We start from the raw sequence: 20,799 nt of genomic DNA, 5'->3' as shown, positions 1-20,799 counted from the left end.
CCATTATGGGCACATTCGCCCGCCGCAGGGACAGGCCCGGTGTCCCGGTGTCAGCGTTGCAGGCGCCGCCGCAGCGTATCGCGCACGCGCTCGGCGCCCGCCGCATCCAGCGGCGCGAGCACGCCACGCGCATCCTGCGGCACATGCGTGGCCGTATGTTCGCCCGCTTCGAACACATAGTGGTCGAGCATCGTGCGCCAGTGCGCGCGCTGTTCCGGCGGCAGGTCGCGCAGGGCGAGGATGGCCAGCATCAGCGCGTTCATCGGCGAATCCATCCACGCCGGCACCGGCCGCCACCAGCTGTTGACCAGCACGTTGAACGGTTCCAGGCCTTCCATGTGGTGCCACCACAGCGAGGGAATGAACACCGCATCGCCTGGTTCCAGCTCGGCCACCAGGGCCTGCTCCCACGCCTGGGCGAAGCGCGGGAAGCGCTGCAGGTCCGGTGCATGGAAATCGACCAGGCTGATGGCCTGCCCGGCGGGGGTGAAATCCAGCGGCCCGACATACAGGTTCTCGACCTGTGCGGGGGCGAACAGGGTGACGCGGCGGCGACCGGCCGCCACGCACGCCAGGTTGTCCGGCACGTCCTGGTGGGCGGCGATGCGCGAGCGGTTGCCGATCCAGATGCTGGCCAGCGGATCGGCGACGCCCAGGTGCAACGGGTTGGCCTGGCTGAAGCCGGGCAGGAAGCTGTCCAGCGTGGTCGAGGCGACGTAGATCGACGGCGGCGCGGGATCGCTGGCGTACTTCAGCAGGGTGGCCAGCACCACCTTCAGCGGGATCTGTTCGCGGCGGAAATTGAAGCCGCTCATGTCCTCGTTGTAGAACAGCCGCCCGTGCGTGTCGGGTGCGGCGGTGGTCGCCGTCACCGGCATCTGCCCGTGGTCGAAGCCGGCCAGGTGGGCCACCGCCTCGGCGGCGGACCGGCGCGCGGCCCTCACCAGTGGCCAGTGCGCCACCAGCCCACGGATCACCTTCGGCGTGGTCCAGGTGGGCAGCTGCGCGTGCAGCTGCGCCGGGTCCAGGCCGTGGATCTCTTCGATGGGGCGGGGCGGAGGCAACATGCGCGGGTATCCGGAGCGGAGTGGAGCCGAGCATGGGCTCGGCTCTACAGCAGTGCACAAGCCGATCCTGTAGAGCCGAGCCCACGCTCGGCTCCACAGTACTGCAGCCGGTCAGAACTTGTAACGCACGCCGAACATGTAGCGCGGGCCGGTCTGGGTGGCGTAGCGCAGCATGTTGGTGTGGCGCGAGTAGGTGCGCATGGTCTCGTCGGTCAGGTTGATCGCTTCCAGGCTCAGGGTCAGCTGCTCGCTCACCGCGTAGCTGATGTTCAGATCGAGCTGGCCGTACGCCGCGGTGTAGTTCGGGTTCGGGCCCTGGCCGCCGATGCCGTTGAGGAACTTGTCGCGCCAGTTGTAGGCCGCGCGCACCTGCCAGGCGTTCTTGTCGTAGAACGCGACCAGGTTGGCCGAGTCGCTCAGGCCGATCATCGGGTACTGGTCGCCCAGGCTGAGGTTGTTGAAGGTCAGCCCGGACTTCACCTTGGTGTAGTTGGCCGCCACGCCGAAGCCGGATTGGCCGAACAGGTGCTGCACCGCCACTTCCCAGCCATCCAGGTGGTCCGAGTGCTGGTTGGCCGGCACGGTGATGTCGAAGCCGGCGATCGGATCGGTCGGCAGACCTTCGATGGTGCCGGTCAGCTGGCCGGCCGAGTTGACGCCGGTGAAGTTCACGCCGGGGTCGCCGGCATGGTTGGTGAAGATGTAATCGCGGATGCAGGGCATGTCGGTGCCGCCGCACGACGCCAGTGCCTCGTTCCAGTAGGCACCGCCGACGGGCGTGTGCAGGTTGCCGCTGTTCTCGCGCACCACGGTGTCGCTGATGAAGTTCTTGACGTTCTTGCGGAAGAAGCCGGCCGAGGCGTAGCTGGCCTCGCCGTAGTACCACTCCAGCGAGAGGTCGAAGTTGTCCGAGATCAGCGGCTCCAGGCTGGGGTTGCCGCGGCTGCCGCTGCCACCCTGGGTGCGCACGATGTCGGCCAGCGACTGGCCGCTCTGGATCTGCGTCCAGCTCGGGCGGCCCAGCGTGCGGCTGTAGCTGCCGCGCAGTGCCAGCGATTCGCTCAGGTCCAGCTTAAGATCGACGTTGGGCAGCACGTAGTCGTACTTGCCGCGGCCGCCGATGAAGCTGCTTTCCGGCGCGTAGACGATGTTCAGCTCGTTGGCCGAGCCCCAGCTGATGCCGGTCGGCACGCGCACCATCGCGTTGGATTCCACTTCGGTCTGCTCGTAACGCACGCCGGCCGCCACGTGCAGTGGCATCGACCAGTCAAAGGTGGTGCGGTACTGCAGGAAGGCGCTGCGCGTCTTCTCGGTGGTGCGGATGTCTTCGGAGTACTCGCTCGGTGCGTAGTAGCAGGTCGGGCAGGCCGGATCGGCAGCGGTACCGACCTGGGCGGCGCGGTCGATCAGGCGGTCGAAATCGAACACCAGGAACTGGCCGGTCAGGCGCGGATCGCTGTGCCCGGAGAAGGCCTTGAAGTACTTGGCCATGTTGTCGGCGTACCAGATGTCATCGGCATAGTCGGCCGGCGAGCCGAGGCCGCCCCAGGTATTGCGCTGCATGATGGCCGAGGCCGAGCGGTTCTCCACCTGGGTGTGGCCGATGCCGAAATCCAGCGCCGAATAGTCGGCGAAGCGGAACGTACCGCGGCCCTGGTACTGCTGCACCTCGGACTTGTTGTAGCTGTTCTGGAACACCGAGCCGGTGACCAGCGCATCGGAGGCCTGCACGCCGCCCGGGGGCAGGGCGATGTTGATGATCGGCAGGTCACCGCTGTAGTCGACGGTGGTCTTGCCGCGCACGAAGGCAGCCACGCCAAGCACGCCGGCCGAGCCGTAAGGGCTGTCCGGCTGCGATTCGGCGGTGGAGTTGTGCGCATCGAACGACAGGTCCAGGGCGTCGTTCACTTCCCAGTCCACGTTGAAGCCCAGCGAGTGCATGCCGGTCTTGGTGGCCAGCCGCGCGCCGCCCATCGACACGTCCGAATTGGTCATGTCTTCGCTATAGATGATCGGTGCAGCCACCGGGCCATTGGTCCAGGTGCTGTCGCCCGGGCCGTAGTTGAACCACACCGACAGTTCGCTGCGCTGCTGCTGCACCTTGTTCTCGACATAGGTGTAGTCCAGCGTGGTGGTGACATTGTCGGTCGGCTTCCACTGGAACGTGGCCTGCGCGTTGGTGCGCTGGCGCTGCACGCCGTTGACGTTGTAGGCGGTGTTCTGCGGCCGCCCATACACATCGTTCGGGCCCGGCCGGTTGGTGATGCGGTCCGAATAACCCTGGCCCGGCTGCGGCAGGGTGCGCCCATCGGTGGTGTTGTTGCCGTAGAACGTCGCCCAGCCCTCGGCCACGGTGGCCTGGTTGAAGCCGGAATCGCGCTCCTGGTGGCTGGCACTGAAGGCCATGCCGAAGCGGTCGTCGGCATAGCGCTGGCTGAAGATGCCCGACAGTTCGCCGGTGACGTTCGACCCCTGCAGCGTGCGCGGCAGGTTGTCGTTGGAGGAATCGTTGACCGCCTTCAGGCCGAGGCTGATCACCGGCTCCGATTCCAGCGGCCGCAGGGTCTTGATGTTGATGGTGGCGCCGATGCCACCGGCCGGGTTGTCGGCGCGGCTGGTCTTGTACACCTCCACCGCGGAGATCGATTCGGAAGCGAGGTTGGCGAAGTCGAACGAGCGCGAACCGTTCAGGCCGGCACCGCCGTTGCCGAGGTTGGACGCGGGCATCTGGCGGCCGTTCAACAGCACCAGGTTGTAGTCGGGGCCGATGCCGCGCACGGTCACCTTGGAACCTTCGCCGCTGGAGGTGCGGTCGATCGACACGCCGCTGATGCGCTGCAGCGATTCGGCCAGGTTGGTATCCGGGAACTTGCCGATGTCCTCGGCGACGATGCCATCGACCACGCCCTGGCTGTCGCGCTTGAGGTTCATCGACGACTGCAGGCTGCCGCGGATACCGGTGACCTGCACGGTATCGAGCGTGGCCGGGTCGGGCGTGTCGCCGGCAGGTGCGTCCTGCGCCCATGCCGGTGCGGCGAGCGCTGCGAGCAGCGCGGAAGTGAGCATCGTCTTGCGAGGTACTGCCTTGTACGTCTTCATGGAAGCTCCCTCCCCAGGGAATTCGGTTGTGTCGTTGCGGCGTTGTCTCGATCGCGGGTTACTGCACGTGGCCGGATTGGAGCGACGGTTGACAGCGTTGTCAACAAACTGCCATCAAGTGCGCCTGGCCAACGCCTGCGTGGGCCGCGATGTAACCGTTGCCATGCACCTGCTCACGCCGATGAATTGCCTTTGGCTGCGGCATCTGCAGCGTTTTTTCAGGCATGACAGCGCTGCCAATCGATCGGCGGAAAAACGTTGTGCGGTGCAGAACGAAACTGCGCGGATGCCGCGCCAGGGCGCTTCAGCATGGAGGGAGGAGAGGACTGACAGCGCTGGACAACGGCAATGGCCGGTGGATGTCGTGCATGTCCACTGGATGGCTTGAATCACTGACCGGGAGGACAGGTTCTGGACATGGTGACGACTGTCAGCGGACAGCGCGTGCGGCGAAGCCACAACGGGCGCGTTGGCCCGCTGCGGCAGGGCTCAGCGTCGGCGCGGCGCGGCGGTAGACTCGCGTTCCAGCACCGCGTGCTCGACGGTGATCATGCGCCCGGCCGCATCGGCGCGGATGTGCTCGATCAGCTGCTCGGTGGCCAGCCGGCCCATGTGCGCGGTCGGCTGGCGCACGGTGGTCAGTGCCGGGTAGATGTGCCCGGCAATCGGCGTGTCGTCGAAGCCGCACACCGACAGATCGCGCGGCACGCGCAGCCCGCGCTCGCCGGCCACGCGGTAGACCGCAGCGGCCATGTCATCGTTGGCCGCGAAGATCGCCGTCGGCGGATCGTCGAGGTCGAGCAGGACGTTGGCCGCGTCCACGCCGGACTCGAACGAGAACTGGCCGTTGGCCACCAGCTGCGGATCGTAGGCAATGCCGGCCTCGCGCAGCGCCTGCCGGTAGCCGGCGTGGCGCCACTGGCAGGCACCATGCGCGCGTGGCCCCTTGATGTGGCCGATGCGGCGGTGGCCCTGCGCAACCAGGTGTCCGATCAGTTCGACCACGGCGGTGGTTTCATCCATGCGCACGCCGATGCGGCCTTCCGGATGGCGTGGCGCGATGCAGGCGAAGGGAATCTCCTGTTCTTCCAGCCAGGACAGCACCACCTCGTCATCGGTCAGCGGCGGGATCAGCACCACGCCGTCGGGGCGCGAATTCTCGAACAGCGCGGCCAGGTCGGGCAGGGTGCGGCGGCCGGTGCCGACCGGGCCCAGGATCAGGTTGTAGTGCTGCGCATGACAGGCTTCCAGCATGCCGCTCTGGATTTCCATCAGGTAGTTGCGCGAGGGATTGTTGTAGACCAGCGCCAGTGCGTACGAGCGCTGGCCCGCCAGGCTGCGCGCGGACAGGTTCGGCTTGTAGCCCAGCCGTGCCACGGCCGCCAGCACGCGCTCGCGCGTCTGCTCGCGCACGTTCGGCTCGTGGTTGAGCACGCGGGACACGGTCTTGATCGAAACCCCGGCAACGGCGGCGACATCCTCGATTCGACTGCGCATGGTGCGATGGTTCCTCCTGGAAGGCGGCGGGCACGCGGCGATGGTAGTGCGTGCTGGCCCGGTCGATGTTGCCGAAGCAGGCGGATGGTGCCACGACAGGAGGGGCGCTGGCACGTCCCGATTCCGTGTCGCGATGCAGCACCCGCGCACTGCGATGGCGCGTCGATGATGCGCCAGGCCCCGTGGTTGCGGGACGCCCGGCACGTTGCCCGCCAACAACGATTGACAGCAGCGGGGTCGCCTTATATGACAGCGCTGTCAGGAGCGGTGCGCAAGCGCCCATGCCGGCGTGCGGTCGCAGACACGCGCGCCAGGAATTTCATCCACGGAGGTAGAGCCCAGTGAATCGCCCCACCCAGACCCTTCTTGCCAGCTGCCTGTTGGCCGCCCTTGTCGCGCCCGTCGGTGCCGCACCGGCCAGCGGCGAACGTCTGCAGGACTGGCCGCGCGTGCACAGCGCGATCACCCCCGACGCGCAGATCGAAAGCCGCGTGCAGCAGATCCTTTCGCAGATGACGCTGGCGCAGAAGATCGGGCAGATGACCCAGGCCGAGATCAAGACGATCACGCCGGAGCAGGTGCGCCGCTACTACATCGGCTCGGTGCTCAATGGCGGCGGCTCGTGGCCGGGCATGGACAAGCACGCCAGCGTGCAGGCGTGGCTGGAGCTGGCCGATGCCTACCATGCCGCCTCGCTGGCCACCGATGCGAAGACGCCGGTGCCGGTGATCTGGGGCACCGATGCGGTACACGGCCACAACAACGTGCTGGGCGCGACCCTGTTCCCGCACAACATCGGCCTGGGCGCCGCCGGTGATCCCGAACTGATCGAGCGCATCGGCGAGGCGACCGCGCGGTCGGTGCGCGCCACCGGCATCGGCTGGGTCTTCGCGCCCACCCTGGCCGTGGCCCACGACCCGCGCTGGGGCCGCACCTACGAAAGCTATTCGTCCGACCCGGCAGTGATCCGCAGCTTCGCCCACGCCTACGTGAAGGGCGCGCAGGGCGCCTTCAAGGATGACGGCAACGTAATCACCACCGCCAAGCACTACCTGGGCGACGGCGCCACCGACAGCGGCCGCGACCAGGGCGAGGCGCTGGTCGACAAGGCGACGATGATCAACGTGCATGCGCAGGGCTACTACGGCGCGCTGGCCGAAGGCGCGCAGACCGTGATGGCCTCCTTCAACAGCTGGAACGACCGCGCGGGCGGTGTCGACTACGGCAAGATGCACGGCAGCAAGGCGCTGCTGACCGATGCGCTGAAGGACAAGATGGGCTTCGACGGCTTCGTCGTCTCCGACTGGAACGGCATTGCCCAGGTGCCGGGCTGCCGCAACGACAGCTGCGCGCAGGCCATCAACGCCGGCATCGACATGGTGATGGTGCCCGATGACTGGAAGGCCTTCATCGACAACACCACCGCGCAGGTGCAGAAGGGAGAGATCCCGATGGCGCGCATCGATGACGCAGTGACGCGCATCCTGCGGGTGAAGCTGCGTGCCGGGCTGTTCGAACACAAGCCGTCTGACAGCCGCTACGCCGGGGATGCCACCGCCGTGCAGCACCGCGAGCTGGCGCGGCGTGCGGTGCGCGAATCGCTGGTGCTGCTGAAGAACGAAGGCAAGGTGCTGCCGCTGCGCCGCGATGCGCGCGTGCTGGTGGTCGGCAAGGGCGCCGACAACATCGGTGACCAGTCCGGTGGCTGGTCGCTGACCTGGCAGGGCACCGAGAACAGGAATGCCGACTTCCCCAACGCAGATTCGGTGCTGGGCGCGCTGCGCGCCGAACTGGGTACGGACAAGGTCAGCTTCAGTGCCGATGGCCAGGGCATCGATCCGAAGGCGTTCGACGTGGTGCTGGCGGTGATCGGCGAGACGCCGTATGCGGAAACCAACGGCGACATCCTCGCCTCGGACACGGTGAGCCACAGCCGCGCCTATCCGCAGGACCTGGCCGTGCTGAAGGCCGCCGCAGCGGCCGGCAAACCGGTGGTGACGGTCTATATGTCCGGCCGGCCGATGTACACCAACGACCTGCTGAACCTGTCCAGCGCCTTCGTCGCGGCCTGGCTGCCGGGCACCGAAGGCAAGGGCGTGACCGACGTGCTGGTGGCGGGCAAGGGCGGCAAGCCCGCGCACGACTTCCGTGGCCGCCTCAGCTTCCCGTGGCCGGGCGTGCCGTGCCCGGCACCGATCGACCAGCCCGATGCGAAGAAGCCGTCGCTGTTTGCGCTGGGCTATGGCCTGAGCTACGCCAAGGGCGGCAAGGTCGCGCGCCTGGACGAAGCCAACCCGGACAGCTGCGGTGAAGTGACCGTACTGCCGATCTTCAACCGTGCCGACACGCCGCCGTTCGCCCTGCACGTGGCCGCCGCGGGTGCGACCCAGCCGCTGGGCAGCGATCTGAACGCCACGCTGCGCTGGCCCACCGCCAAGCCGGTGGTGCAGGTGCGTACCGTGCAGGTGAACACGCAGCAGGACGCCAAGGAAGTGACCTGGCTGGCCCCCGCGCAGCTGATCGCACGCAGCACCTCGCGCCGCAACCTGGGCGCACTGGCGCGCAGCAACGGCGCGCTGCAGTTCGATGTGCAGCTGGTGAAGCGACCGGCCTCGCCGGTGAAGGTGACCATGCAGTGCGGCAGTGGCTGCGAGGGCGGGGTGGATATCGCGCCGCTGCTGGGCAAGCTCTCGCCCGGCCAGAAGCAGACGGTGACCGTGCCGCTGGCGTGCTTCGCCAAGCAGGGCGTGGCACTGGGCGCGGTGGAAGCCCCGTTCGTGGTGACCGCCGACACGCCGTTCGCTGCGGCGTTCACCCAGGTCAAGCTGACCGCCAATACGGCCAATGCCGAAGGTGCGGTGGCCTGCCCGTAAGCCACGCGGTTGCGCCGGGTGATGGCCGGCGAGCGGATCAAAGCTTGATGTCGTTCCGTCCACGTGTCCTGGTGCGCCGTTAAACTGGCGCACCAGGAAGCGATCCGCGTGTCGTGCGGATCCACAGACAAGGACGACCATGCGCCGTTTACTCCAGAGCGTGAGGCTGCAGCCTCATGGTTCCACCATCGATGTCACCTGCGTCACCGACGCACGCGCGCTGCTTGAGCTGGTACGGCAGGGCGCGTACGCGCAGGCTTCGGCGATGATGGCCGGGATCCACGAAGGCAGCCAGGTGGATTTCTACGCCTACCTCGGCAAGCAGGTGCAGGCGCCTGCGCTCGCCGCGCAATGGCACGCACACGCGCCCGATTCCATCGATGCTGCACTGCTGCTGGCCTTTGCCGAGCTGGGCGAAGGCTGGCGCCTGCGCGGCGAGACCTACTTTCATGAAATCCCCGAAGCGCGCCGGCGCGCCTTCCCGCTGAAGTTCCAGGCGGCGCAGCGGCTGTTCAAGGCACTGGCCGAGCGTGCGGACGCACCGCCGCTGGCGTTCTATGGCCTGCTGCACTGTGACGTGGTGTGCGACATCGAACGTGAGGCGCGCAGCGAGCGCTTCGCGCACGTGATGGCGCTGGCGCCGTACCACGCACCCTCGGTCTACATGCTGGCCAAGGCCAGCATGGAAAAGTGGGACGGCAGTGACGAGGAGATGTGGGCGTACCTGCGCTGGATCAGTGACAACGCCCCGCCCGGCCGCGATGCCCATGCGGCGATCGCGGCGCACGTGGTGGAATGGACCTACCCGTGGATGGACGAGTGCGATGCGCCGCTGGAGATCGTCGGGGTGGTGCGTACCGCCAACGTGCCCGGCCTGGCCGACCTGGTGCGCAAGGCGCTGCTGGACTGGCTGGACGTGCAGCCCGCCGGCCTGGAGCGCGCGCTGGCGGCCTGCACCTCATCGCGTGAGCGCCGCCATCGGGCCGAGTTCGCCCTGGCCCTCTACCTTGTTGGTGCCTGGGACGAGGCGCGCGTGGTGATGAAGGCGCAGGGCGGCAAGGTGCCGGTCGAACCGTGGTGCTACCTGGCCTATCGCGGCAGCAGCATGCTCAGCGAAATGCTGGGCGGCACGCTGCGCTGTGCCGGCCTTGCCCACGACCGCATCTGCCGGGACCTCGGCCTGGACCCGCGCGAGGTCTGCGCGTAGAGGCCTGCCGCCGGGCATGGCCCGGCGCTACCGGTAGATCCACGCCGCCGGGCATGGCGCGGCGAACGAAGTAGATCCACGCCATGCGTGGATGCCTGCCGCCGCGAAAGCCAAAAAAAAGCCCCGCAGTGCGGGGCTTTCTTCTTATCGCTTCATGGAACCGAAGAACTCGTCGTTGGACTTGGTGTTCTTCATCTTGTCCAGCAGGAATTCCATCGCGGCCATTTCATCCATCGGATGCAGCAGCTTGCGCAGGATCCAGATCTTCTGCAGCAGTTCCGGTTCGATCAGCAGGTCTTCGCGGCGGGTGCCCGAACGATTGATGTCGATGGCCGGGAACACGCGCTTTTCAGCGATGCGACGGCTCAGGTGCACCTCGCTGTTGCCGGTGCCCTTGAACTCTTCGTAGATCACCTCGTCCATCTTCGAGCCGGTGTCGACCAGCGCGGTGGCGATGATGGTCAGGCTGCCGCCTTCTTCCACGTTGCGCGCGGCACCGAAGAAGCGCTTCGGGCGGTGCAGGGCGTTGGCGTCCACGCCGCCGGTCAGCACCTTGCCCGAGCTCGGCACCACGTTGTTGTAGGCGCGGGCCAGGCGGGTGATGGAGTCCAGCAGGATCACCACGTCCTTCTTGTGCTCGACCAGGCGCTTGGCGCGCTCGATGACCATTTCGGCCACCTGCACGTGGCGCGCGGCCGGCTCGTCGAAGGTCGAGCTGATGACCTCGCCGCGCACGGTGCGCTGCATTTCGGTCACTTCTTCCGGGCGCTCGTCGATCAGCAGCACGATCAGGTGCACGTCCGGGTGGTTGGTGGTGATGGCCGTGGCCACCTGCTGCATCATCATCGTCTTGCCGGCCTTCGGCTGGGAAACGATGAGCGAGCGCTGGCCCTTGCCCTGCGGCGCCATCAGGTCGAGGATGCGGCCGGTGATGTCTTCCGACGAACCGTTGCCGCGCTCCAGGGTGAAGCGGCGACGCGGGAACAGCGGAGTCAGGTTCTCGAACAGCACCTTGTTCTTCGACGCTTCGATCGGCTCACCGTTGATGGTGTCGACGATGTTCAGCGCGAAGTAGCGCTCGCCGTCCTTCGGGAAGCGGATGCGGCCGGAGATGTGGTCGCCGGTGCGCAGGTTGAAGCGGCGGATCTGGCTGGGCGAGATGTAGGTGTCGTCCGGGCCGGCCAGGTAGCTGGCCTCGGCCGCGCGCAGGAAGCCGAAGCCGTCGGGCAGGATTTCCAGCACGCCGTCGGCGGCGACGCCGTCACCGTGGCGGGTCAGCACCTTCAGCAGGGCGAAAATGACGTCCTGCTTGCGGGCGCGGGCGACGCCTTCGGAGATCTGCAGCTGCTCGGCGATTTCCAGCAGCTTCTGCGCCGGCATGCGCTTGAGGTCGCTCAGCGAGTAGACCGGGAAGCCTTCCGGCACGTTGGCGTGCGGGCGCGGCACGAAGGGCTGCTGCTCGCCACCGTCCTGCGGCATGCCGTCTTCGCGGCCACGGCCACCACGGTCGCGGTCGCGACGGTTGCGGAAGCGGTCACGGCGGTTGCCCTGGCCCTGATGGCCGTTCTGGCCACCCTGGTTGTAGGGATTGTTGTTCTGGCCCTGGTTCTGGCCGCCACCCTGACCACCCTGGTGGTTCTGCTGGCGGGGCTGGCCGGATTCGCGGCCTTCGCCGCCATCACCGCCGCCGGAGGCGGGGGCTTCAGCAGCGGGCGCGCTCGGCGCGGGGGCGGCTGCGGCCGGAGCCGGCGCTTCGGGCGCGGGTGCCAGCGGCAGGGTCGGCTGCGCGGGCGCAGCGCTGGTTTCGGCGGCGGCCGGAGCGGCTGCCTTGCTCACGCGGGGCTTGCGCACGCGCTTTTCGGCGGGCGCATCGGCGCTGCCGGTTTCGGGAGTGTTATCGGACAAGAGCGTTATTCCTCGCTTGAAGGTGCGAGCGCCCGGCTGGGGCGGCGAACGTTGGGAATGGGTCTGGAAGAAACTGCGTCCAGAGGGTGCGGCACGCGAACGCGGCCGGATATGCCGACACTATCATCGGCCAGCGGCGCCGTGCAAGGGTCACCGGGTATTGCATTCATGCGGGCGCCGGGCGCCCAGCGGCAGCCGCGGTCAGCGGCTGCCGTGGAACAGCAGGATCAGGCCAGGGCCTTGTCCAGCAGGCCGGCCAGCTGGGCCTTGCCCACCGCACCGATCTGCTCGCCGACCTTTTCGCCGTCCTTGAAGACGACCAGGTACGGGATCGAACGCACGTGGTACTTGGCGGCCAGCGCGCGGTTGTTGTCGACGTTGACCTTGGCGATCTTGGCGCGCCCCTGGTAGGCGTCGGCCAGTTCGTCCAGCGCGGGGGCGATCATCTTGCAGGGGCCGCACCACTCTGCCCAGAAATCGACCAGCACCGGTTCCTTGGAATTCAGCACGGCGCTATCAAAGTCGGCATCGCCGACGTGTACAACCTTGTCGCTCATCTTGGTTTCTCGTCTTGGATTGCACCCGGCCAGGCCGGAGGTGGGTGAACTGGGCCATGCCCGGTGGCGCGACCCTCGTCGTTGCCTCGCAGCGGTCTGCCGCGGTGCGTTCGGCGCGATGCCTGGACGCTCACGGCCGGCAGTGTACCCCTATCGCGCGGCGGGGACAGTTGCTGGCTGGAACCCAGCGTATCGTGATCGTGTCCCAGCCCGGTATGTGTCGGATTTCACTGTCTTCGAGGAGATGGGGGTGGCACCGGGGCAGGGCCAGTGGCCGGCACAGGGCCGTTCAAGTGGCGTGTGGCTGGGTGAAGGCCCCGTGCGGGCGCGCCGTCTCCCGGTCCCTTGAGACGGGCGGTTCCGGTTTGCCGGCCCGAGTGCGTTAAACTGGGGCATTGTGCGGCGTGCGGACCGGGTGGTCCCCGCCTGCCAACCCGCCGCAGGGGCCGCAGTTTGCGACGGTGCCCCTAGACGATGAAGTGCCAGCCGCCCCGTGGGCCGGCGGCCATACCAAGACGGACTCATGAGCGACAAACCGCTGACCGATTTGACCTTCTCCTCCTTCGAGCTGCATCCGGCCCTCCAGGCCGGCCTTGAAGGAGCCGGATTCACCCGCTGCACCCCGATCCAGGCGCTGACCCTGCCGGTCGCGCTGCCCGGCGGTGATGTTGCCGGCCAGGCGCAGACCGGCACCGGCAAGACGCTGGCCTTCCTGGTCGCTGTCGTGAACCGCCTGCTGACGCGTCCGGCACTGGCCGACCGCAAGCCGGAAGACCCGCGCGCCCTGATCCTGGCACCGACCCGCGAACTGGCCATCCAGATCCACAAGGATGCGGTGAAGTTCGGTTCCGACCTGGGCCTGCGTTTCGCCCTGGTCTACGGCGGCGTCGATTACGACAAGCAGCGCGAACTGCTGCAGCAGGGCGTGGACGTGATCATCGCCACCCCGGGCCGCCTGATCGACTACGTGAAGCAGCACAAGGTGGTTTCGCTGCACGCCTGCGAGATCTGCGTGCTGGACGAAGCCGACCGCATGTTCGACCTGGGCTTCATCAAGGACATCCGCTTCCTGCTGCGCCGCATGCCCGAGCGCACCACCCGCCAGACCCTGCTGTTCAGCGCCACCCTCAGCCACCGCGTGCTGGAGCTGGCCTACGAGCACATGAACGAGCCGCAGAAGCTGGTGGTCGAAGCCGAGACCATCACTGCCGCGCGCGTGCGCCAGCGCATCTACTTCCCGGCCGATGACGAGAAGATCCCGCTGCTGCTGGGCCTGCTGTCGCGCAGCGAAGGCGCGCGCACCATGGTCTTCGTCAACACCAAGGTGTTCGTCGAGCGCGTGGCGCGTTCGCTGGAAAAGGCCGGCTACCGCGTCGGCGTGCTGTCCGGCGACGTGCCGCAGAAGAAGCGCGAGAGCCTGCTCAACCGCTTCCAGAAGGGCCAGCTGGAAATCCTGGTGGCCACCGATGTGGCGGCCCGCGGCCTGCACATCGATGGCATCAAGTACGTCTACAACTACGACCTGCCGTTCGACGCCGAAGACTACGTGCACCGCATCGGCCGTACCGCGCGCCTGGGCGAAGAGGGTGATGCGATCAGCTTCGCCTGCGAGCGCTACGCGATGGGCCTGCCGGACATCGAGGCCTACATCGAGCAGAAGATTCCGTCCGAGCCGGTCACCAAGGAACTGATGACCCCGCTGCCGCGCCCGGAACGCCCGGCCCCGGCCGAAGGCGAGGAAGGCGACGACAACGAAAGCGTCGGCCAGATCTTCCGCGAAGCGCGCGAAGCCCGCGCCGCCGAGGAAGAGCGTCGTGGCGGTGGCCGCAGTGGCGGTGGCCGCAGTGGCGGCCGTTCCGGCAGCGGCGGCGGTGGCCGTGGTGGCCGCGACGGTGAGCGCAGTGGCGAACGCCGCCCGCGTGGCCCGCGCAAGCCGCGCGTGGAAGGCGAGCAGGCTGCTGCGCCGGTCGCCGGTGCCGAAGGCGCCGCTGCCCAGGCCCCGCGCCCGCCGCGCCCGCCGCGTGCAGAAGGCGCACCGGAAGGTGCCGCCGATGGCGAGCACAAGACGCGCAAGCGTCGTCGTCGTCGCCACGGCCGTCCGGTCGAAGGCGCCGAGGGCGTGCAGAACACCGCAGGCAATGGCGCCAGCCCGGTCACCCCGGTGCAGGTGGTGGCCAAGCCGGTGCGTACCGCCGCCGACACCGGTGATTCGTTCCTGACCCGTATCGGCCGCAAGATCCGCCGGATGCTGTCGGGCAGCTGATCGGCGCTGCCGATCAGCGGGTAGCACCCGACCGTTGGTCGGGTGGCTTTAACGGCGTGCCGACCAACGGTCGGCACCCACCACCAACGGTCGGCACCCACCGGACCGGAAGGTTTTCGTCGGGCATGGCCCGGCGCTACCGATCCGTCGCGTCGGTCCTGCATAATCGGGGCATGAGTGTCCTGCGCTTCGACAATGTCAGCAAACAGTACGCCGGTGGCCACGAAGCCCTGACCGATGTCAGCTTCGAAGTAGCCCCCGGCGAAATGCTGTTCGTCACCGGCCATTCCGGGGCGGGCAAAAGCACCCTGCTCAAGTTGATCCACCTGGACGAGCGGCCCAGCCGCGGCGCGGTGGTGTTCGACGAGCGCAACCTGCTGAAGGTGCGCGGCGGTGACATCCCGCGCCATCGGCGCGCGGTGGGCGCGGTCTACCAGGATCACCGCCTGCTGATGGACCGCTCCATCGCCGAGAACGTGGCGTTGCCGCTGATCCTGCGCGGCACCCGCCGCGGCGATATCGCCAAGCGCGTGCGCTCGGTGCTGGAACGCATGGGCCTGGGCCACCGCGAAAAGGCACTGCCCTCGCAGTTGTCGGCCGGTGAGCAGCAGCGCGTGGGCATCGCCCGCGCGATCGTCGGCGAACCCAAGCTGCTGGTGGCCGACGAGCCGACCGGCAACCTCGACCCGACCCTGGCGGCGGAGATCATGGCCCTGTTCGCCGAGCTGCCCTCGCGCGGCACCAGCGTGCTGGTGGTCAGCCACGACCTGCCGCTGCTGCGCCGCATGCGCAAGCGCGTGCTGATCCTCGACCATGGCCGGCTGGCGGACGACATCTCGCCGCAGGACCTGGCGGAGTAACGCATGGGCAAGAACGAAAACAGCGAAGCCGCCGCACCGTCGCGCCTGGGCGTGTGGTTCCACCACCACGCCCACAGCGTGGTGTTCAGCCTGGGCCGCGCCTGCCGCAAGCCGTGGGCCACCCTGCTGACGGTGATGGTCATGGCGCTGGCGCTGGCATTGCCGCTGGGCCTGTCCATCGCCCTGGACAACCTCAAGCAGTTCGCCGGCAGCGTGCAGCAGTCGCGCGACATCAACGTGTTCCTCAAGGCCGATGTCGATGGCCCCGGCGCGCTGCGCCTGGCGGGCGAGCTGCGCGACCGCCAGGACGTGGCCAACGTGACCGTGCGCACGCCCGAACAGGGCCTGCAGGAACTGCGCGACGCCGGCCTCGGCGAAGCCATCGACGCACTCAACGACAACCCGCTGCCGTCGCTGCTGGTGGTCACCCCGGGCCAGGGGCAGGATGACGCCCGCCTGGCGCGCGCGCTGGAAAGCCTGCCCGGTGCCGACCTGGTGCAGCACGATGCCCTGTGGCGGCAGCGCCTGGATGCCTGGCTGGCCTTCGGTGCGCGCCTGGTGCAGGTGCTGTCGGCGCTGCTCGGTGCAGGTGCCGCGCTGGTGGTGGGCAATACCGTGCGCCTGGACATCCAGGCCCGCCGCGAGGAAATCGGCGTGCTGCAGCTGCTCGGCGCCAGCGATGGTTTCATCCGCCGCCCGTTCCTGTACCTGGGCGCCTGGTATGGCCTGGGCGCCGGTGCGGTCGCGCTGGCCCTGATCGGCGTGGCCGGTGCCGCCCTGCGCACGCCGCTGGCCGAACTGTCGCGCAGCTACGGCAGCCCCTTCGTCCTGCACGGCCTGGACCTGCTGCATGGCAGCCTGGTGCTGCTCGGCACCCTGCTGCTGGGCTGGCTGGGTGCCTGGCTGGTGACCGGCCACTTCCTCCGCCAGACCCGCCCCACCGACACCTGAGAACGGCATGCAACCGCAAGCGTTGAAGCACCTTGAAGGGCCCGCGACGCGGGTGATGGTGGTCGATGGTTCCAAGCTGGTGCGCAGGCTGATCGCCGACGTCCTGCAGCGTGACCTGCCGGGCGTGGAGGTGATCGGCTGCGACAGCATCGAGGAGGCGCAGAAGGTGCTGGAGCAGGGTCCGGTGGACCTGGTGACCACCTCGCTGACCCTGCGCGATGGCGACGGCCTGGCGCTGGCCAAGCGCGTGCGCGAAGCCGCCGGCCAGGCCTACGTGCCGGTCATCGTGGTCTCCGGCGACGCGCAGCAGCACCTGGAACAGCGCCGCTTCACCGAGTACGTCACCGACTATTTCGACAAGGCGCTCGGCCACGAGGCGCTGGCGACCTTCATCCGCGGCTACGTGCAGCCGCAGACCATTCCCGGCGCCACCATCCTCTATGTCGAGGACAGCCGCGTGGTGGCCGAAGCGACCAAACGCATGCTCGAGCGGCAGCAGCTGAACGTGATGCACGTGGTCAGCGCCGAGGAAGCCTTCACCCTGCTCACCGCCGAATCGCTGGGCCGCAGCCGCCACCGCATCGACCTGGTGCTGACCGACGTCACCCTGAAGGGTGAGCTGAGCGGCCGCGACGTGGTGCAGCGCGTGCGCGTGGATTTCGGCTACGGCAAGCGCCGCCTGCCGGTGCTGGTGATGACCGGTGACGGCAACCCGCACAACCAGACCGGGCTGCTGCAGGCCGGCGCCAATGATCTGGTGCTCAAGCCGATCGAGGAGCGCCTGCTGGTGACCAAGGTGCTGTTCCAGCTGCGGCTGGCACGTTTGAACGATGGACCCCTGTTGCGATAGAAGTGGCGTGATGATGGATGACGTAGTGGATACCCCGGCGATCCAGCTGGAACCGAGCTGGAAGCAGCATGTCGGTGATTACCTGTTGCAGCCGCAGATGCGCGAGCTGTCCGCCTTCCTGCGCCAGCGCAAGGCTGCCGGTGCAGCGGTATTTCCGCCGGGCCCGCAGATCTTCGCCGCCTTCGACGCCACGCCCTTCGAGCAGGTGAAGGTGGTGATCCTCGGCCAGGACCCGTACCACGGCCGTGGCCAGGCCCACGGCCTGAGCTTCTCGGTGGCGCCGGGCGTGCCGGTGCCGCCGTCGCTGCTGAACATCTACAAGGAAATCGAGGGCGACCTCGGTATCGCCCGCCCCGACCACGGTTGCCTGGTGCCCTGGGCGCAGCGCGGCGTGCTGCTGCTCAACGCCGTGCTGACGGTGGAGGAGGGCCAGGCCGGTGCCCACCAGGGGCGTGGCTGGGAAGGCTTCACCGACCACGTGGTGGACGTGCTCAACCGCGAGCGCGACGGCCTGGTGTTCATGCTCTGGGGCGCGTACGCGCAGAAGAAGGGCAAGGTGATCGACACCCGTCGCCACCGCGTGCTGAAGTCGCCGCATCCCTCGCCGCTGTCGGCGCACCGCGGCTTCCTCGGTTGCCACCACTTCTCGATGGCCAACGAGTACCTGCAGCGCCAGGGCCAGGCACCGATCGATTGGTCACTGCCTCCGCGCGCCAGTCTCTGACAGCGCGCGGGCCCGACCCTACTCGGTCAGCATTTCAATGATGGCGTGGGCGACCTGGCGCTTGCGTGGCGGCAGTCGCCGCAGCAGGGACAGGATCGCGCTTTCCTGCGGGCTGCGTGCCGGGTCGATTGCGACAGATTCCGGAGCGACCAGCTCGCCGTCCTCGGGACGCCCAGGGCCACGACCGGTGGCTAGCCACTCAAAGTGGACCTGCGTCACAATCGCGAGTTTCGAGAGATGCTGCACACTGGGAACGGTACCGCCGTCACGTTCCCACTGAGCCACGGCGCTGCGGCGAACCCCGCAATGCAACGCCAACTGTGTTTGAGAAAGGCCAGCCGTTAGTCGGGCCCGGCGGATTCTGTCGCACATCGCCTGCATATTTCACCCCCTCTCCATGTTCGGTAAGCGCTGCTTCCCTGACAGCAATACTTTTTCTGCGTGTACAGAATTGCTGTCCCTTTCTGCACTTCAAGAGGCTTGCGCGTCGTTCCTGCGCGCCCGCAAGCGCCTCTTCCCCCCGATTTCACGCCGTCTTGTTTGACGGCCTTTCGTTGCCCCGGATTAATCGAACCGAACCGGAAATGAACGCAGTCCCACGCAGGGAGCGACACCGGCGGAGCGATTACTCCAGGACGACGCGCTGATCACGTCGCCACGGCGTGCCTCTGCCAAAAATCGGCGGAGAACGATGCATGGTTAATGTGAAGGGCGTGAAAGCATCGTCATTGCGCTGGCAGGCGCTGGTGATGCTTGTGGTGCTGGCAGTGCTCTCCTGCCTGGGCCGCGCACAGGCCCAGTCCGCCTGCACCGCCGGGGCCTGCGTCAGCGCTGGACCGCGCCTGGTGTCGGTTGATTCCACCCAGAGCCCGATCCTCAACCTGCTGTTCAGCGCACTGCTGCCGGGCACCAGTCTCACGCTCAGCGTCGCCGACTGGAACAGCCTGGCGGGCGCCAACGTCAACCTCAATGCACTGCTGACCCAGCTCAATGGCGGCGTCACCGTCAGCGACCCCAGCCAGGTGCTCAACACCAACATCACCCTGGGCCAGCTGCGTGCGGCGATGGTGCAGGTGCTGCAGGCCGATGGCCAGACCGCTGCGGCCAACGTACTGAACGTGCTGCCGCTGGGCGTGGCCGGCACGTCCGGCAGCATCCGCCTGGCCGACATCCTGCAGGTCGCGCTGCCGACCGGTTCGCTGGCCACGGTGCGCCTGAACGTGCTCGACCTGCTGACCGGCGGCGTGCAGCTCTACAACTTCCGCAACGTGCTGACCACGCCGACGCCGATCACGGTGAACACTGCGGCACTCGGTCTGAACGGCGTGGCCAACGTACGCCTGTGGGCGCAGGTGATCGAACCGCCGAGCTACAACTGCGGCACGGTGGGCGCGGCATTCCACAGCGCGGCCATCCGCATCAAGCTCGACATGGACCTGGTGCAGGGCCTGAACACCGGCACCCTGACCGCCGCGTTGAATGGCCTCAACCTGCTCGGCGTCTCGCTGTCCAACACCAGCATCAGCGCCGACGTGCTGCACCTGCAGGTCTACGCCGATGTCGCACGCGCCGAAGGGTCGATCTCGGCGGTGAACCTGGTCGGCAACGCGGTGACCCTGCAGGCGCGCCCGGGCCTGGTCAACCTGTATGTCGGCCAGATCAGCGATGCCACCTTCTTCAACCGCAGCACGGTGCTGACCGAAACGGCGCTGACCACCGCCACCCTGACCAACCTCAGCGTGAAGGTGCGGGTGGGCGTGACCCTGCTGGGCGCCACGGTGCCGGTGGCCGACATCACCATCCCGATCGCGGTGGGCATCCGTGGCTTTGCCACGGCGACACCGGGCCTGCAGAGCGCAAGTTTCACCGGGCCCTACCCACAGACGCGCACGCTCACGGCTGGTACGGTCAGCGCGGCCACGCTGGTCTCCACGCTGGTCAACTCACTCAACATCCAGCTCATCAGTGGCAATCCACAGGTGACCCTGCTGGGCTCGTTGTCGCTGCCACTGCCGGTGGCCGACCTGGTCAACGGCATCGTCAACACGCTGCTGACGCCGGTGCGCACGCTGGTCAATGCGGTGGTGACGCCGGTGCTGACCGCAGTGCTCGGCGGCGTGGTCGACAACCTGCTGGCCCTGCTCGGCATCCGCGTGGGCCAGGCGGTGTTCACCGTGGAAGGCGTGACCCAGGCCTGCGCCGCCACCCTGCAACTGGTGAAGGACCTGCAGCCGACCAGCGACAGCGGCCGCTTCAACCTGTCCATCACCTACAACGGCAGCACGGTGGGCTCGGCCAGCAACGTCGGCAACAACGGCGCCACCGCGGCGATCATCACCGTGCCTGGCGGCAGCTATGCGCTGGCCGAGGCGGCGGCGGCCGGTACCACGCTGACCCGCTATGCCAGCACCTGGCAGTGCACCGACCAGAACAACACCGTGGTCTCGTCGGGCAGCGGCGGCAGCTTCACCCTGCAGGCGCCGGCGATGACCGCCACCGCCACCACCCTGGTGTGCCGCATCACCAACCGCACGCGCCAGGCCGATCTGTCGATCACCAAGAGCGATGGCAGCGGCACCTATACGCCCGGCGGCACCGCGACCTACACGCTGCAGGTGGTCAACAACGGGCCTGATGCGGTGACCAATGCGACGGTCACCGACACCCTGCCCAACGGCACCACCCTGCGTGGCGCGTGGACGTGCAGTGCGACCAGCGGCAGTACCTGCGCGGCGGCCAGCGGCGGCGCGGCAGGCGGCAATGCGGTGAACGTGGGCGTGAACCTGGTCAACGGTGGCCAGGCAACGATCAGCGTGCCGGTCAGCTTCAGCAACAACCCGGGCGCCTACTAGCGCGCGGTGCAGTGCAGTGCGCGCGGGGAATGCCCTGCGCGGGGGAAGGACAGGACCACCGATGCCGGATGCCTGGAACAGGCGACGGCGTGCA

Annotated in this window: 15 protein-coding genes; 9 read left to right on the top strand and 6 right to left on the bottom strand. The window is 67.9% G+C overall.

Translation table 11 applies throughout. The features are described 5' to 3' along the window. Positions 1–50: 50 nt before the first annotated feature. Both IAE41_RS07155 and IAE41_RS07150 read right to left on the bottom strand, forming a co-directional pair. Positions 51–1,067: a cupin-like domain-containing protein gene (locus IAE41_RS07155; RefSeq protein WP_200732592.1), complete on the bottom strand. Its 1,017-nt coding sequence runs from the start codon at positions 1,065–1,067 to the stop codon at positions 51–53. 111 nt (positions 1,068–1,178) lie between these two features. After that, positions 1,179–4,166: a TonB-dependent receptor gene (locus IAE41_RS07150; protein ID WP_200732591.1), complete on the bottom strand. Its 2,988-nt coding sequence runs from the start codon at positions 4,164–4,166 to the stop codon at positions 1,179–1,181. Between IAE41_RS07150 and IAE41_RS07145 the strand changes: the two genes are divergently transcribed. Beyond that, positions 4,165–4,554 (top strand): hypothetical protein, encoded by a 390-nt coding sequence (locus IAE41_RS07145; RefSeq protein ID WP_200732590.1) that lies wholly within the window; start codon positions 4,165–4,167, stop codon positions 4,552–4,554. The two genes, IAE41_RS07150 and IAE41_RS07145, sit on opposite strands and share 2 nt — an antisense overlap. 101 nt (positions 4,555–4,655) lie before the next feature. Here IAE41_RS07145 and IAE41_RS07140 read toward each other — a convergent pair whose 3' ends face one another. Further along, positions 4,656–5,663, bottom strand: a complete 1,008-nt coding sequence (locus IAE41_RS07140) for a LacI family DNA-binding transcriptional regulator (protein ID WP_200732589.1) — start codon at positions 5,661–5,663, stop codon at positions 4,656–4,658. Between the two features lie 341 nt (positions 5,664–6,004). On the opposite strand from IAE41_RS07140, the gene IAE41_RS07135 reads away from it, so the two are divergent. Both IAE41_RS07135 and IAE41_RS07130 read left to right on the top strand, forming a co-directional pair. Beyond that, positions 6,005–8,536 carry a glycoside hydrolase family 3 protein gene (locus IAE41_RS07135; protein WP_200732588.1) on the top strand — a complete coding sequence of 844 codons (2,532 nt, stop codon included), beginning with the start codon at positions 6,005–6,007 and terminating at the stop codon, positions 8,534–8,536. Positions 8,537–8,675: 139 nt separating this feature from the next. Next, the gene (locus IAE41_RS07130; RefSeq protein ID WP_200732587.1) at positions 8,676–9,743 is read left to right on the top strand and encodes a hypothetical protein; all 1,068 of its coding nucleotides are present in this window, start codon (positions 8,676–8,678) and stop codon (positions 9,741–9,743) included. A 144-nt stretch (positions 9,744–9,887) separates the two neighbouring features. On the opposite strand, the gene rho is transcribed toward IAE41_RS07130, so the two are convergent. Beyond that, a complete protein-coding gene (gene rho, locus IAE41_RS07125) occupies positions 9,888–11,648 on the bottom strand; it encodes a transcription termination factor Rho (protein ID WP_200732586.1) in 1,761 nt (586 codons plus the stop codon). A 227-nt stretch (positions 11,649–11,875) separates the two neighbouring features. After that, positions 11,876–12,205, bottom strand: a complete 330-nt coding sequence (trxA, locus tag IAE41_RS07120; protein WP_025878607.1) for a thioredoxin — start codon at positions 12,203–12,205, stop codon at positions 11,876–11,878. Positions 12,206–12,728: 523 nt separating this feature from the next. Between trxA and rhlB the strand changes: the two genes are divergently transcribed. From rhlB to ung, 5 genes are all read left to right on the top strand, one after another. Then, complete coding sequence (rhlB, locus tag IAE41_RS07115; protein ID WP_200732585.1) at positions 12,729–14,468, top strand: ATP-dependent RNA helicase RhlB; 1,740 nt, start codon at positions 12,729–12,731, stop codon at positions 14,466–14,468. A gap of 173 nt (positions 14,469–14,641) precedes the next feature. After that, entirely contained in the window at positions 14,642–15,328 is a 687-nt protein-coding gene (gene ftsE / locus IAE41_RS07110; protein ID WP_079223801.1) for a cell division ATP-binding protein FtsE, read from the top strand. A gap of 3 nt (positions 15,329–15,331) precedes the next feature. Continuing rightward, positions 15,332–16,279: a permease-like cell division protein FtsX gene (gene ftsX / locus IAE41_RS07105; protein WP_079223799.1), complete on the top strand. Its 948-nt coding sequence runs from the start codon at positions 15,332–15,334 to the stop codon at positions 16,277–16,279. A gap of 7 nt (positions 16,280–16,286) precedes the next feature. Continuing rightward, positions 16,287–17,129, top strand: coding sequence for a response regulator (locus tag IAE41_RS07100; RefSeq protein ID WP_108747506.1), 843 nt, complete (start codon positions 16,287–16,289; stop codon positions 17,127–17,129). A 10-nt stretch (positions 17,130–17,139) separates the two neighbouring features. Next, positions 17,140–17,853, top strand: a complete 714-nt coding sequence (ung, locus tag IAE41_RS07095) for a uracil-DNA glycosylase (RefSeq protein WP_079223795.1) — start codon at positions 17,140–17,142, stop codon at positions 17,851–17,853. Between the two features lie 18 nt (positions 17,854–17,871). Here the strand turns inward: ung and IAE41_RS07090 are convergent, their stop codons facing one another. Then, positions 17,872–18,234: a helix-turn-helix transcriptional regulator gene (locus IAE41_RS07090; protein WP_200732584.1), complete on the bottom strand. Its 363-nt coding sequence runs from the start codon at positions 18,232–18,234 to the stop codon at positions 17,872–17,874. Positions 18,235–18,548: 314 nt separating this feature from the next. Here IAE41_RS07090 and IAE41_RS07085 point away from each other — a divergent pair, with 314 nt between their 5' ends. After that, a complete protein-coding gene (locus IAE41_RS07085; protein ID WP_200732583.1) occupies positions 18,549–20,705 on the top strand; it encodes a DUF11 domain-containing protein in 2,157 nt (718 codons plus the stop codon). Positions 20,706–20,799 lie beyond the last annotated feature (94 nt).

It is taken from the genome of Stenotrophomonas sp. S39, assembly GCF_016624665.1.
Classification (GTDB): Bacteria; Pseudomonadota; Gammaproteobacteria; order Xanthomonadales; family Xanthomonadaceae; genus Stenotrophomonas.
The sequence above is the reverse complement of the archived record's forward strand: the minus strand, read 5'-3'. Positions and strand labels throughout refer to the sequence as shown.